The sequence below is a fragment of the Algibacter sp. L3A6 genome (assembly GCF_009796825.1).
In the GTDB taxonomy this organism is placed as follows: Bacteria; Bacteroidota; Bacteroidia; order Flavobacteriales; family Flavobacteriaceae; genus Algibacter.
In genome coordinates this window covers 1,350,764-1,366,609 of sequence record NZ_CP047030.1, presented here as the reverse complement: position 1 = coordinate 1,366,609, position 15,846 = coordinate 1,350,764, and the positions used below count along the sequence as shown (strand labels likewise).

General features: G+C 35.1%; 7 protein-coding genes. 5 read left to right on the top strand and 2 right to left on the bottom strand.

Annotated features, from left to right (window positions below; translation table 11 throughout):
* Positions 1 to 2,709 carry a reprolysin-like metallopeptidase gene (locus GQR98_RS05690; protein WP_159018662.1) on the bottom strand — a complete coding sequence of 903 codons (2,709 nt, stop codon included), beginning with the start codon at positions 2,707 to 2,709 and terminating at the stop codon, positions 1 to 3.
* Positions 2,710 to 2,929: 220 nt separating this feature from the next.
* Between GQR98_RS05690 and GQR98_RS05685 the strand changes: the two genes are divergently transcribed.
* From GQR98_RS05685 to GQR98_RS05670, 5 genes are all read left to right on the top strand, one after another.
* The gene (locus GQR98_RS05685; RefSeq protein WP_159018661.1) at positions 2,930 to 3,862 is read left to right on the top strand and encodes a bifunctional riboflavin kinase/FAD synthetase; all 933 of its coding nucleotides are present in this window, start codon (positions 2,930 to 2,932) and stop codon (positions 3,860 to 3,862) included.
* Positions 3,855 to 5,177: an HTTM domain-containing protein gene (locus GQR98_RS05680; protein ID WP_159018660.1), complete on the top strand. Its 1,323-nt coding sequence runs from the start codon at positions 3,855 to 3,857 to the stop codon at positions 5,175 to 5,177. The genes GQR98_RS05685 and GQR98_RS05680 overlap by 8 nt, the downstream gene beginning before the upstream one ends.
* Before the next feature lie 122 nt (positions 5,178 to 5,299).
* Positions 5,300 to 6,571 carry a serine--tRNA ligase gene (gene serS / locus GQR98_RS05675; RefSeq protein WP_159018659.1) on the top strand — a complete coding sequence of 424 codons (1,272 nt, stop codon included), beginning with the start codon at positions 5,300 to 5,302 and terminating at the stop codon, positions 6,569 to 6,571.
* 166 nt (positions 6,572 to 6,737) lie between these two features.
* Complete coding sequence (locus tag GQR98_RS19230; protein ID WP_262885141.1) at positions 6,738 to 6,860, top strand: hypothetical protein; 123 nt, start codon at positions 6,738 to 6,740, stop codon at positions 6,858 to 6,860.
* 722 nt (positions 6,861 to 7,582) lie between these two features.
* Positions 7,583 to 9,478, top strand: a complete 1,896-nt coding sequence (locus tag GQR98_RS05670) for a T9SS type B sorting domain-containing protein (protein WP_159018658.1) — start codon at positions 7,583 to 7,585, stop codon at positions 9,476 to 9,478.
* 68 nt (positions 9,479 to 9,546) lie between these two features.
* Here the strand turns inward: GQR98_RS05670 and GQR98_RS05665 are convergent, their stop codons facing one another.
* Entirely contained in the window at positions 9,547 to 15,660 is a 6,114-nt protein-coding gene (locus tag GQR98_RS05665) for a GEVED domain-containing protein (protein WP_159018657.1), read from the bottom strand.
* Positions 15,661 to 15,846 lie beyond the last annotated feature (186 nt).

Here is a 15,846-nt window from a genome sequence, read left to right as displayed (position 1 = left end):
TTATTCAATAATAATCTTCCTCGTGGCTTGTTTAAACCCATCGGTTACATTTAAAATATACATACCCGATTGCGCATGGTTTAAGTTAATGTTCTCATTAACGCTACCGTTGCCTTCAAAGGCTTGTTCGTAAATTCTACGTCCGCGAATATCATAGACTTCAACATTAACCTCTTGCGATGCTGCAGCTAACTTAAGCGTGAATTCACCATTGTTTGGGTTAGGGAATACTTTAAGTTCATCTAGCGTGAAAGAAGTAACGCTTAGCGGTACTAAAGTGGTTTCGCAAATTTCAATAAACCAAGAGTTTAAAACTCCGGTATCACCATTGGCTAAATCGGCATAAGCAAGTGTCCAATTTCCAGAAGAGTCCTCACCATTAAAATCAGAAAGGCTTCCTAAAGGTTGATAGCTTTCGTTACTTACTGTATTATTACAGTCCATAGCAGTTGCGTTATCATCAAACTTAATAATTAAACTTCCTGTAGTACAAAACAGTGGTTTCATTAAATCAATAAATTGATTGGTAGGGCTTATTAAACCAAGTTGTAGATCTCCTTTATAAGTGTGTGTAATGTCGACACCTACATTAATATCTGTTATAGTTGTAGATGGACTTATATTAATAGTGCTATATTCAAAAGCTGTTGCATTATCAGGAATGCTCGCGTTTGGAGCTGCGGTATATTGTGAGCAAGTTGTTGTTACTGTATAGCCAATAGCAAAATCTTCGGTGTTTATCGCAAAAAAGATGTTGCCGTCTGCCTCAATCAATATTCTACAGTTTTGTGCTGTCACGTTTGGTACCGTTATATCTTCCGATCCATCGTTATCCACGCTAGATGCTAATGTAGTTGGGTATGTTAATCCTCCATCGGTAGATAAAAGGATGTTTACTTTTGCGGTGTTTACACCGTTGCCAGTTGTTCCAGCTACATCCCAAGTAATGGTTTGTGTAGTATTTTGTGTCCAGCTTTCGTTCTTTGTGTTTTGAGAAGTTATAACAAATGGTCCGGCAGCTGCAGTGGTTGTTACAGTCATATCTGCCGATGCTGTTCTGCCATAGGTTTCATTATCTCTTACAGTGAGTTTAAAGTTTATATCGCGTGCAACGGATGATAGTTTTTCCCAAGTTGTAGAACCGTTAAAATAAGATAAATCTTTTAAGTTAGGAATATATCGCGTAGAGTTTGTTGTGCCTTGGTAAGAGCGTACTAATGGCCCCGTGCTTTTAGTTTCAGAAGGTAAGCCTGCGCTGCCTAAATCGAATTGTTCCCATGTGTAGGTATGTGAAGCTATGCCATCGGCATCTGTTGATGATCCAGAAAGTTTATATGGTGTAGATTTAGGTATCGTGTAACTTGTTCCATCTACAATAGCTTCTGGCTCGGCGTTTCCGCTTGTGGTTTCTGTTGCACACGAGCCATTAGTACTGTTTATATGATTCCAAATAAGTTGTAAGCTATTAATGTGAAAATAGTCATCACTATTACTTTGTACGTTGTCTGGGCTACAAATGCCGGCATATGCCATTATAGTTGTTCCGCTTCCTGGTTCGTATGCGCTGGTAGACGTTCTGTTACTACCCTCACAGTTACTTTGATTACTATTAAAAGTGTGTGGAGCTCCGAACTGGTGCCCTAATTCGTGAGCCACAAAATCGATGTCATAAGCATCTCCAACGGGTGAAGTTAGGCCCGTAACTCCTCTAGCTTTTACAGTTGAGATACATACAGATCCTAGTTGAGCCAAGCCTCCGAATCCGGTACTGAAGGTGTGACCAATATCATAATTGCTATCTCCAATAATATTATCGATTTGAATTTGGCTTTCGTCTATTAATGCATCGACATCATCATTAGTAAACGAATCTGAATCAATAAAAATAAGATTCTCATTGTCTGCTACAAATTGCATGCTGACGGATAATTCTCTTTCGTAAACACCATTAACTCTAGTCATGGTTACAATCATAGCATTCATTACTGCGTTTTTTTTATCGTCCTCAAAATCGGTAGCAGTTAATCCTGCTGCCGTCCAATGAAATTCAGAATATTCAATAGTGCTCGCAATAGCTATACGGTAAGTTCTAATAAATCCATCATTTAAAGCCACTGCGGTTGCTTTGGTTCCTGCAGATTTTCCGGCAATCTCTTTGCTAATAACTTCACAAGAAAAGTGATCTTCTAATTGTGGTAAATCACTTTTACTATATACTAAATAGTTGTTTTCACCATAACTTATAGGGTCTATATATTGCGTACTTTGACCGGCAGACATAAGCATTGTGTGTAAGCCTTGTGGAGTTATACTAAAACGAATGGTGTTTTCTGGATTTTCAATACTTTTTCCAATATAACTTCTAGAGTCTGGCATTTTTGCCTGAAGATCTGGGTGTAAAACAGAAGCTTCTTCTATTTTAAACTCCTCAAAATTTCCGTTGGAAACAGGGAAACTTAAAATAATATCCGATGTGGTTTGAGTTTCACGTTGTGGTGCATTTTTTAAATACGTTTTTAACCCTTCAATATTTAAACTGTATTCTAATGCTTTTTTAGGAGTAGATTTTCGTGCTAGTTTTTTGGAGTTAGCCGATTTGCTCTGAGCTGTTTTCCCCCATAAATCTCGCCCATTTTGGCTATTTCCAAAATTAGAAAAGAAAAAAATTACTAATAAAAATAATATCGATTTAGGGTGTAAATGTTTCATTCTTATAAATTTAAAAAAGCATAGACAATAAAAATAGGTTGTTAAGTTAGGAATAACAAAAAAATCTTTGAATGAAACTTAAATATTTCTATTTATTACGATAAACCCTACCTTTTAACCTATTTTTTAAATGAGCAACTTTGGTTTCTAATTTAAAATAGTCGCTTTCTTTAATGGTTTAATACAGACTTAATAAGTAAATTTGTGCAAAATTGATACGTTGAAGTTAAGTAATTCTGCAAATGCCATAGAAAACCACGATACCATTGTAACCATTGGTACCTTTGATGGTGTGCATATTGGACATCAAAAAATAGTAAAGCGGTTAATTAATGCTGGAAATTTACAAGGGTTAAAATCTGTGGTTCTTACCTTTTTTCCACATCCGCGTATGGTGTTGCAAAAAGATTCTAACATTAAACTTATAAATACAATCGATGAGCGTCATGATATTTTGGAGGCTTTAGGTTTAGATTATTTATTGGTTAAAAAATTCACAATCGATTTTTCTCGCCTTTCCGCAGAAGATTTTGTAAAACAAATACTAGTTGATAAGCTACATGCTAAAAAAGTAATTATTGGTTACGATCATCGATTTGGCAGAAATAGAAATGCGGATATTAACGATTTAAAAGCTTTTGGAGAGCGCTTTGGTTTTGAAGTTGAAGAAATTTCGGCTCAAGATATAGACGATGTTTCCGTGAGTTCTACAAAAATCAGAACCGCTTTAATAGATGGGGATATTGCCAAAGCCAATAGTTATTTAGGTTATCCATTTATGCTAAATGGAAGCGTAGTAAAAGGTAAAGGTTTGGGGAAGCAACTCGATTACCCAACAGCAAATATTAAAATTGAAGAAGATTATAAGTTGATACCAAAACAAGGTGCATATATAGTAAATGCTACAATTAATAACCAGTTGGTTTATGGTATGATGAATATAGGAGTGAACCCAACAGTTAATGGGAGCAAGCAAACTATTGAAGTTCATTTTTTAGATTTTAATGCCGATCTTTATGATAAAACTCTTCAAATTAATTTATTAGAGCGTATTCGAGATGAAGAAAAATTCGAATCGGTTGAGGCTTTAAAAACACAACTTTCAAAAGATAAAATTTTTACACGCGACTATATCCAAAAACTACATGGTTAATAATTGGTTGTTTAAACATATAGATAATTCGGCACTTGTTGTATTTCGTATTGTTTTTGGATTATTATGTTTTTTAGAATCGGTTGGCGCCATATTTACAGGTTGGATTACTAAAACTTTAGTAGAACCAAAATTCACATTTTCATTTATTGGTTTCGAGTGGTTGCAACCACTTCCCGGAAACGGTATGTATTTTTATTACGGCATCATGGGGATTTTTGCCTTGGGCGTTATGCTAGGTTATAAATACCGTTTTAGTATTATAGCCTTTACGTTTATGTGGTCGGCTACATATTTAATGCAAAAATCATCATACAATAACCATTATTATTTATTAATGTTGCTTAGTAGTATTATGGTTTTTATGCCCGCAAATGCCTATGCTTCCATAGATGCTAACCAAAATAGCAGCGTTAAAAGTTTTTCGATGCCACAATGGTGTAAGTTTGTTTTTGTACTGCAATTACTCATTGTTTACACTTACGCATCGGTTGCTAAATTTTATCCCGATTGGTTAGATACTACGGTTATTGAGCTTTTAATGCGAGGTAAAAGGAACTATGTTTTAGTAGGCGAATTGCTTCAGCAAAAAACAGTGCATTACTTTCTGGCTTACGGAGGTATTTTGTTCGATGGGTTAATAATTCCGTTATTACTTTTTAAGCCAACACGAAAGTATATGTTTTTTGCATCTATCTTTTTTCATTTATTTAATTCTGTTGTTTTTCAAATCGGAATTTTCCCTTTTTTATCTTTAGCGTTTTCCCTTTTCTTTTTTGAAGCTGAAACTGTTAGGAACATATTTTTAAAAAAGAAGCCTTTATATGTTGAAGGTGAAGTACTTCTTCCGAAGAGAAAAACGTTTTTAATAACGTTATTTTCAGTATATTTTTTAATTCAAATGGCATTACCGTTACGTCATCATTTTATTGAAGACAATGTGCTTTGGACAGAAGAAGGCCATCGTTTATCTTGGCGCATGATGCTAAGAGTTAAGCACGGCAGTACATCTTACGTTGTTGAAAACAAAAAAACAGGAAAGCGATTTGTTGTTAAGTTGAACGATTATTTAACAGCAAAACAAAAACGCTCGGCAAGCACCAAGCCAGATGTTATGTGGCAGTTTGCTCAACGGCTAAAAAAAGAATATCGCGAAAAAGGCGAAGACATTGCGGTTTATGTAAATTCTAAAGTGAGCGTAAACGGCAGGAAGTATCAACTTTTTATAGATTCTAAAATTGATTTGGCAAGTTTAGAATGGCGTGCCTTTAAGCATAACGATTGGATTTTAAGCTCGGATTTACAAGCTAAGTAAGTGGCACTGTTTACTTTTAATTGTTACTAACAGGGCATTAGAACTTATTAGTGAAATTCGTTGCTACTAACGGCTCAAAATAATTCCCAATTCCCTAAATTTGTTGCTTAAATTTTCAGCACATGTTACAAGTACCTTTTATTAAAGAAAACAAAGATTTGGTTATTAGTCGTTTGGAAAAAAGAAACATCGACGCCACCAGCATGATTAACGACGTTATTGCGCTAGATGAAGATCGTAAACGCATCCAGACGGAATTAGACAACACGCTAGCCGAATCGAATTCCCTTTCTAAAGAAATTGGAAACTTGTATAAATCCGGACAGGCTCAAAAGGCAAATGTTTTAAAAGAAAAAACGAGCCAACTAAAAGAGGCTTCAAAAGAATTTAGTGATACGTTGAATACTACAGTAGAAGCTTTAGCGCAATTACTGTATAAAATCCCTAATGTACCTAATGAAACGGTGCCTAAAGGAAGTACTGAAGATGATAACGAAGAGATTTTTAAAGAAGGCGAAATTCCTGTATTGCACGATGGTGCATTGCCACACTGGGAGCTTGCTAAGAAATATGATATTATAGATTTTGAACTTGGAAATAAAATTACAGGTGCAGGATTTCCAGTATATAAAGGTAAAGGAGCGCGTTTACAACGTGCTTTAATTGCTTACTTTTTAGACAAAAATACAGCAGCTGGATATACAGAATATCAATTACCACTTTTAGTGAACGAAGCCTCTGGTTTTGGAACGGGGCAATTGCCAGATAAAGAAGGGCAAATGTACCACGTTGGAGAAGATAACTTATACTTAATTCCAACGGCTGAGGTGCCAGGAACTAATATTTTTAGAGATATTATACTTGATGAAAGTGAATTACCTATTGGCATTACAGGTTATACACCTTGTTTTAGACGTGAAGCTGGTAGTTACGGCGCTCATGTTCGTGGTTTAAATAGACTACATCAGTTTGATAAAGTTGAAATTTTACGTGTAGAACATCCATCAAACTCTTATAAGGCATTAGATGGCATGGTAGAGCATGTTAAAGGTATTCTTCAAGAGTTAAAATTACCCTATAGGATTTTAAGACTTTGTGGTGGAGATTTAGGTTTTACTTCAGCGTTAACTTTTGATTTCGAATTATTTTCTACAGCACAAGACCGTTGGTTAGAAATTTCCTCTGTATCTAATTTTGAAACGTTTCAAGCAAACCGATTAAAACTTCGATTTAAAAATGCTGAAGGTAAAAATGAACTTGCCCATACTTTAAACGGAAGCTCATTGGCCTTACCTAGAGTTCTTGCTGGTATTTTGGAAAATTACCAAACAGAAGAAGGTATTGTAATTCCTGAAGTACTTCAATCTTATACAGGTTTCAAAATAATTGATTAGTAAGGGGTTATATTTTACATGGTAAGTTAATTCTTACTTTTTTAATATATTTTATCGACGAAATACATTTAAAGTTAGTTTTTGTGTAGATATTCTATGGTTTTCTTTGCTTTTTCGAAATTATTTTTGAATTTAGCATAACCAATCTACCAAAACCTACTCAACCATGAAAAATTTTAAGCGTATTTTATTACTTGCGGCACTTGCTTTTGTAGCGAGTCAGGTTTTATTTTCTGATTTTGAAATAGTAAAAACTGAAAATAAAATTGCAGCAATAGTAAACGAGTAGATTTTATACTATTTAAAATCGTAAAATTAATCAACCCAAACAGCATGTAGATCATGTTGAACTTGTCCCCAATTAAATATGATCTAGTTTTTGACTTGACAAAACGTTAATATAGAACTTTATTTTTGGTTGGTTATGCCCGAATTTTATTCGGGCATTTTCATTGCTCTAATCTTAAACTCCTTTTATATACTAGCTTTTACATATTTGTATGGTTTTTGTATAGGTTTGTTTATCTGATAAATATATCTTTTATCAAATCATTTTTATAATATAGCCGAACCATTGTTTTTAAAATAAGAAAGACAACAACTAAAACTAAAGCTATCATTATAACTAAAAACCTCATATTAGGGCTAATTCTATCATGTTTTGTTATTACTAAATCGCAGGCCCAACTTGGCTTTTGTAATGGTAATTCTGGCGATCCTATTTTTGTAGAATCTTTTGGCACGGGAACTTCTAATAATTCACTACCTTCTGGTGTAACAACATATAATTATGCTAATGGTTTTCCTGGTGATGGTTTTTATACCGTACGTAATGGTACCATTGTTAATGGTTTCGATTGGCATCAAATAGAAGATCATACCCTATCAGATTCCAATGGGAAATGTTTAATTGTAAATGCCGCGACCGATCCAGGTGAATTTTATAAAACCACTATTACAGGGCTTTGTGAAAATACAACATATGAGTTTTCTGCATGGTTAATAAATTTGGTGAAGGCTAATAGTTTTTGCTCAACCCAAACAGGAGGAACCATACCAATTAATGTGAGTTTTGAAATATGGGATGCTACAGATACTAATTTGTTAGCTAGTGGTGTTACAGGTGCTATAACGGAAACATCCAGTCCAAAATGGGAGGAATATGGATTAGTTTTTGAAACGCTTTCTTCGCAAAATACGGTTATTTTAAAAATAATAAATAATGGAGTTGGTGGCTGCGGAAATGATTTAGCTATTGATGATATTGAATTTAAATCTTGTGGTGATAACGTTATAACTACAGGAACATCAATAAGTAATTCTGTAAGTTTATGTAGCACGGAAACACCTTATAATACAACATTAACAGCCACACCAGATTTTTCAGTTTACAAGACTCATTTTTATCAATGGCAAGTAAGCTTTGATGGTGTTATTTGGAATGATATTGCTGGAGAAACAAATGCATCTCTTTCTGTTTCTATTTCAACGACTAGTATTTATCGCGCAAAAATAGCACAGGTCGCTATTAATTTAAACAATCCACAATGTGTTTCGTTTTCTACTGAATATCAAGCTACGGTAACAACTATAGCTGCTGCGCCTAGTTTAGAATGTTGGCAAACGGCAACTGTAAATTCTTCTACTTGTATTTGGGATATAACAGGAACACAGCCAATTCAGCCTACAATAGACTGTTGGGAAATTGCTACTTTTAATACAACCACATGTTCTTGGGATGTGACAGGAACTCAAGCCATAGCACCAACAACAGCTTGTTTCGAAACCGCAACATTTAATAATGTAACCTGCGTTTGGGATATTACAGGTACACAACCTACTCAGCCTGCGATAGACTGTTGGCAAACAGCTACCTTTAATACAACCACATGTTCTTGGGATGTTATAGGAACTCAAGCGACATTACCAATAACGGCTTGTTACGAAACTGCAACATTTAATAATACAACTTGTGTTTGGGATATCACGGGAACACAGCCAGCTCAACCTACGATAGATTGTTGGGAAACTGCTGCTTTTAATACAACCACATGTTCTTGGGATGTGATAGGTGCGCAAGCCATAGTACCAACGCCAGCTTGTTACGAAACAGCAATGTTTAATAATGTAACCTGCGTTTGGGATATTACTGGTACACAACCTATTCAGCCTGTTTTAAACTGTTGGGAAACTGCAACTTTTAATACAGCAACTTGTTCTTGGGATCTTTCGGGTGATCAACCCGGATTAACTTTTGAGAATGAACTTGAATTATGCGATTCGGAAACTTTAATTTTAGAACCCGAAACAGGCATTGCTAATCCATTATATCTTTGGAATACGGGTGAAACAACAGAAACCATTTCGATTACTTTATCAGGAAGTTATTCTGTTGAAATTACGGGAAGTACTTGTAATTATGAGACAAGAATATTTAATGTGTCAGTTGCGGAAACACCAATCATTGATTCTGTAACATCTGATGGAAATGATATTGTTATTTCAACTGAAAACTCTGGTAATTTTTTATATTCTATTAATGGGAATATTTTTCAACCTAATTCTGTGTTTTATAATATTGAAGGCGGACGTTATACCATTTATGTAAAATCTCAAAACTGTTCGGATATTGTTAGTCAGGAATACCTGCATTTTTATATTCCTAAATTTTTCACCCCTAATAATGATGCTGTTAATGATAGCTTCCGTTTATCTGGTATTGAAGCGTATGGTAAATCGCAAGTATCTATTTTTGATCGTTACGGTAAATTATTAAAATTTAGTAGAAATGGCTCTTTTGATTGGGACGGTACTTTTAAAAATAGACATGTTCCTACCGGAGATTATTGGTATGTGGTAATAATAGATGGGCAAAAACTTACGGGGCATTTCACTTTAAAACGTTAGTTAAAAAACCTCAATACTAATCGGTATTGAGGTTTTCCTATTTAATCTATTGGTGTAAGTTTTTTTAATTATTTAATTATCATTTTTTTTGTAATTGTAGAATGGTCTGTTTCAATAGTAAAAATATAAACACCTAAAGTTAAATTAGCAGGTAAGGTTATATTTTTATCAGAAGAATTAAGCAGTTCGCTCAATACATTTTGTCCTAAAATATTAGTACCTGTGATGTTTTCAATTGAAAAATTATCAGGATTGGTAATATGTATTGCGGCATCTGAAGGATTGTAATACATACTAACAGCGCCTTGAGTAATCTCATTATCTGAAATACCTAAAGTATTTGTAGGTTTAGCGAAAACAATTTCAAATCTATTAGCAGTAATACCTTCTTCAACTGAAGTGGTGTAGCTTGAGTTTTCTAATAAATCGTGATACGTTTGCGTTAAATTATCTTTTAAGTATAATTCAAAACCGTCCGTAGGGTATTTTAATTCTGCTAAACTAATTACAACTTCACCAGCTGTTTGTGTTTTTACAGAAAGTGGTAATGCGGTTGTTTCAGTAGCTTCATCTATACCTTGAATTACAAAACTGTTGTCGCCAATAGTCCAGAACATATCTTCTTCATTGTCTTCAATTAAAGGCGCATCATAACCTCTGTCGTTTTGTATAGTTGCGTTTTCGTCTATTGTTGTTAATAATTGACGTATATAGCCGTTAGGGGAGTTGTAGTTTAAACGTAATTTGGTACGTAAATCTTCTAAGCTCGAGTCTGTTGTAGCTATTGTAGTTTTTTGAGCTGTTCCTCTCAGAAATATAGAGGTGCTACTGTTTGTTTCTGTAGCAAATGTACGTTGGTTGTTGTTAAATTTAATATCTGTACTTGATGTTGCTGTTACAAAGAACCCTTGCCCAACAGGAATGTTTTTTGTTGGTGTTTTAGTTCCTGTTCCTAAACCGCTAACAACGGGATCGGAAGCTGTGTGAGACCCCGCAATTGCCGGTGCTCCTCCTGAAAGATTATAAGTTCCATAGCCACCTTGATATTCTCTATATATATGCGAACCACCTCCAAAATGTTCCCAAAAATAAAGAGTGCCATTTAAAGCTCCACCAGCTGAATCTAAGTTGTCATTTATGAATATATCAGCATCAATAGCCGAAGGGTATGGATTTCCTATTAGGTAATCGTTACCTGCTGTAATAGGTAGAAGTATGTCTCCATTATTTGGAGTGCCTTGAAATACGTAGTTTTTATCTGTACTAACAGATCCGGTTCCTGGGCCTTTCATGGTGTAACCTTCACCAACTTTTATAGGATTAGTGCTGCCTACATGTTCCCATAAGCTATAGTTGTCACTTTGGTTATTTGAGTATTTCCAAATCCAGTAGTCTGCTATTTGTATTGGAGAGGTTGTGTTATTACCATCATAACCACCTACAAAACTAATAGATCCGGGATTGTTAGCATCTTCACCATCTCTTAAAATACTTGCAACAGTGTAAGTTTCATCTCCATCAATATCAGAATTTGGGTTTGAGGTATGTACTGGAGAAGACCAATAATTATAAGTATATAAGTTTTCGGTACCTTGTTGATCTCTTTCTATAGAACCTGTAGCTTCTAAAACACTTTCTTCTGTTTGAATTAATTGAGATTCACCTTCTAAATCGATAATTCCAGCTAGGTTTAAGTACCAAGAGTTGTTAAGTTCAACATCACTTTGTATTGATAATTCAACACCAGCATCAACTATTAAACCAGCTGTTGCATGTCTAGTTGCGGTTGTTAGACTGTGTTTAACATGTACTATAGACCAATCTTGATTGGTTGCTTCAGCGTCAATATCCCAAACATCACCGTGTAGCCATGTGTTTGTTAAGTTCCAAGTCCCTGCAGCTTTAGTCTCATAAGGTAATGGTGCGGTTTGAAAGTAAATGTTTTTGATGTTATATAGCCTTGCTCCTGTGCCAACATCGATAGTTAATGTTGTGGCGTCATCTACAATATCTCCTTTAAAAGTATCCATTTTAAAATACCTAACTAGAGATGTGTTAAATGTGTTTGCGGCATCAATATTTAAGGGAACTATGGCGCCTTGATTAAAATTAGTATCGCTCAATTCTTGATAAACCATTCTTTGGAATGAAGTTTCACTTAAAGCTTCATTGAATAAACGTACTTCATCTATTTCTCCTTCAAAATAGCGGGTGTCTGTATTTGGTGTTCTTCCTATGGTAAAGTTAGTGGCATCCGAAGCTAAAGATCCAGATACACTTGTACTTTTAAGAGGATGACCATTTACATAAATAACAAAACTGCTTGTAGCGCTATTATAGGTTGCTCCAACATGTACCCAAATATTTTCAGGTAAAGCAGAATCTCCTTCTAAGCTAATACTGTTGGTTTCAACTTTTAAACGACCACCATTAGTTACCATAATATTAAAACTATTTTGGCCAACAACAACACGATCACCGGTTGCTCCTGGTTCAATTTTAATCCATGCCATAAGGGTAGCATTTGCCCAACCATTTATTACGTTAGCATCTTCTACATAATCATTACGTCCATCGAAGAAAAGAGTGTGGCTATCGCTTAAGTCTCTTGGTGAACCGAAAACAGTATTATCAGTATCAAAAGCATCAAGAATTCCATCACCATCTGTATCGGTAGAGCCATCAATAACACCGTCGTTATCGGTATCTAAATGGGCGTAAATTTGTGTTGTGTCTATATCACTTCCGTTGGTTGTATTATTTGTAGCATCATTACTATCTACATCTAAATAGTCAGCAACACCATCTCCATCCGTATCCAAAGGAACATCATAATTAAATGTTCCATGATCTATGTCTGAAGTACCATCAACATCTGTATCATTATCATCCACAGATGGCAAAATACCATCTCCATCTGGATCATCCGTAGTATTATTAACTATTGTGTCTTGATAATCTGTACCATCTCCAACACCATCTCCATTAATATCAATATCTCCTAAACCATTATATTCCACACTATCAAAAATACCGTCATTATCACTATCTAAATCCATATGATTTGGTATTCCGTCCCCATCACTATCTAGCGCAGTCAAACCTTCATAAACATCATGCATCCCATTTCCGTTAGCATCTATCCATGGATTTGTAACATCATTATATACTGTAGCATCAAAATTATCATCAACATATCCTAACTCAACGACATTAGGTATACCGTCGTTATCGTTATCTAAATCTATAAGGTCTGCAACACCATCTCCATCTAAATCACAAAATGTTTGTTTAACAAAAATATCATCAATCGCTAAATCATTACCTGACCCACCTGATTGAGAGTTTGTTAAAACGACAGTAAATTGAGAAACAGAGCTAGTAAAGCTTGCCGAGACCTCTACCCAATCTCCAGCTGGGCTTGTTGGGTTAATTAATCCCGAGGATTCTGTTGCTATTTGATTTCCTAAGTTATCATAAATAGTTATTGACACCTCTGGCTTAGGCCTTCCACTAACACTAGGAGCATCTGTACGATCTAAATTAATAGCGTAAAAACCAAATTGAATTGGCACACCTATAGTAATGCCTGAAATTTCTTGACTATAAAAAACACCTGGATCTGCAGCTGCATTAAAAATAGCCATTCTACCATTGACATCCCCTAAAGTATGATCGACTCCCGCATACCAATAATCTTCAGCCCAAGCCGAAACATCGACATCTATACCTTCAGTAACTCCATTATTATTAGTTACGGTGTGATGTACAGTATAATCACCATCGTTTACACTTGTTGAATCATAGGTCGATGGACATGAGCCACTACCATCTTCGTAACAATAGGTAGTTGTCGCTCCTGCATAATTACCATTAATTTGAATGCGATTTGTACCTGCCCCAAAAGTTTCATTTAAAAAGACAACATCTGCTGTCGAAGCATTAGAATAACTGTTACAAATAGAACTTTCATAATTATCTGTTAAGCCATCGTTATCATCGTCTATATCTATATTGTCTGGCACACCATCTCCATCAGTATCTGGAAAGGTTTGTGCACCTTCACCAGAGACTGTAAAAGTAAATGGATTTTCATCTACATCGTTAGAAAGAATAGAAATAACTCCTGTATACGCCCCTATTACATCTGGATTAAAATCAATTGTAAATGTTGTTGATTCCCCTGGTGTTAATGTTGTTAATACTGGTTGTGCAGCTACTGTAAAAGCAGTAGAACCAGATACACTAACATAAGGTGCTTGTAACACTAAATCTGCGATACCTGTATTTTCTATAACATATGTTCTTGTTACTGCGCCAGAATAAACATCATAAATACCAAAATCTGTATAATTATCTGTACTTGTCATTGTTGCCCCAGAAACTATACCAAAACCATTACCATACAAATCAATCTCTTGCGCTGTAGCGTCACTTTTGATATTTACTATATAATCTTCAAACTCCTCATAATGACCATCTAAGGTGCCACAAGGATTGTCTGAGAACCAGTACCTTCTTGTGCCAACACGCATAACTACTTTACCTAAACCTGCAGTAACGGGAATTGTTATTGTCGCTGGATCAAATGTATTATCTGTGTTTGATAGTGAATTATCTTCTCCTGAACTATCCCAAACCAATTCGCTACTCTCCAAGTTTCCATCGCCGTTTAAGTCAATATATACAGCCCAACCAGATCTGTTTTCTGTAGCCATGTGATTTGATACAGATAATTCCATCGTGTAGTTTTGACCTCGTATCAAATCTACACTTGGTGTTGCTGTATATTCTCCATAACCACCATCATCCCCAGAGGTATTATTGATTTCGGTTAGGTTTTCTCCTGGCAAATACACATTTGTAATATAATATTGCCCATTAGAGTTGCTAGTTGGTTCACATGCATTATTTACAGGTAAAGTTGTAAAGTTATAGGTTGCAGAATAATTAGATATATTAATACTACATACCGTTGCAACTTCTACATCATAATTTGTTAAATCTGTTAAACCCGTTAGATTTAAAGTATTAGTTGTTACCGCAATTGTTGTCCATAACAAAGTACCTGACTCTTTATATCTAACACTATAAGTTTGATCACCTAAAGCATCATCCCAAACTATTGTTGCCGATGTTTGAGTTATTGAAGAAACCAGAATATTTGAAGGCGCAACTAAATTGATATATACATTTTGGGTTACTGTATCTGTATTTCCCGCTCCATCATCATACAACCAGGTTATTGTACCATCATTTGTAAAGGTTGTTGATCCCGAAGTTGAACTATCAAAAACTGGTGTAACCGCTACACAACTATATGACAAGTCTGCTGGTGTAGGTACTGCATAACTACAAGACGCAGTAACATCTGCCAATGTTGGCGCTATCAACGCCCCTGAATAACTATTTACTGTAACAGTGGAAGTACAAGTAGCTGTTTGTCCGTCTGCATCTGTCACCGTTAATGTAACCGCATTATCACCTATATTAGAACAATCAAACGTATCTAAATCTAAAGCATATGTCGCTATAGCATTATCATCACTTGATCCATTATCAATATCTGAAGGTACAATGCTAGCACTATTATTACTACCTAAAGATATCGTTAAGTTCTGGCAAACTGCTGTTGGTGGGGCTGAGGATGACCCAATATTGACATTATAATCTTCAAATTCTCCAGCTTGATAATCATTTGTACATGGTCCCGAAGACACACCATTATGTCTCAACGACAGTCTCATTCTTGTAACCCCAACTGTTGCAGATACTGGTATAGTTAAAGAAAAAGAATGAGATCCTGTATTTACTGTTGGAGTCATTGTTCCAGAATAAATCTGTTCACCCGCATCCTCAAAATCACCATCATGATTAAAATCTATCCAAACTGCTAAACCCGAAGTGTTATACGATCCCGTTGCAAAATCTACAACCATAGGATATGTAAATCCATTGACTAAATCTACCGTTGGAGTGCTGTAATACTCATAATTGGCTGCGGAAGAATTAGAAGCATTATTAATACTTTCAATCGAAACATTTGAAATGTAAAATTGAGCGTTACTACCAATATTATTAGGAATACACTGCGCATTAATAAAATTAAAAGAGAATAAACATAGGGCAATTGCCATAGTGTTTTTTAATACACTTGGTAGGTAAGAGTATATTTTTTCCATAAATAAGTTCTTGTGGGGAGGGACGCCAATTAATTCTTTTAGGGTTTGTCGTTTTTTAAGTGATAACAAAACACTTTTTTTATTTTATTTAGTAAAATTACAGCAATCTATTACGCTATTAATAAATTTTCGATGAGCTGAAATTTTTACATATAGAAAATCAAAGCAAGAATAGATGATAAGCCG

What these genes read in the sequence shown, in the direction of transcription:
- GQR98_RS05690 (WP_159018662.1), bottom strand. Translation starts at nt 2,709, where the DNA reads ATGAAACATTTACACCCTAAATCGATATTATTTTTATTAGTAATTTTT.
- GQR98_RS05665 (WP_159018657.1), bottom strand. Translation starts at nt 15,660, where the DNA reads ATGGAAAAAATATACTCTTACCTACCAAGTGTATTAAAAAACACTATG.
- serS (WP_159018659.1), top strand. Translation starts at nt 5,300, where the DNA reads ATGTTACAAGTACCTTTTATTAAAGAAAACAAAGATTTGGTTATTAGT.
- GQR98_RS05680 (WP_159018660.1), top strand. Translation starts at nt 3,855, where the DNA reads ATGGTTAATAATTGGTTGTTTAAACATATAGATAATTCGGCACTTGTT.
- GQR98_RS19230 (WP_262885141.1), top strand. Translation starts at nt 6,738, where the DNA reads ATGAAAAATTTTAAGCGTATTTTATTACTTGCGGCACTTGCTTTTGTA.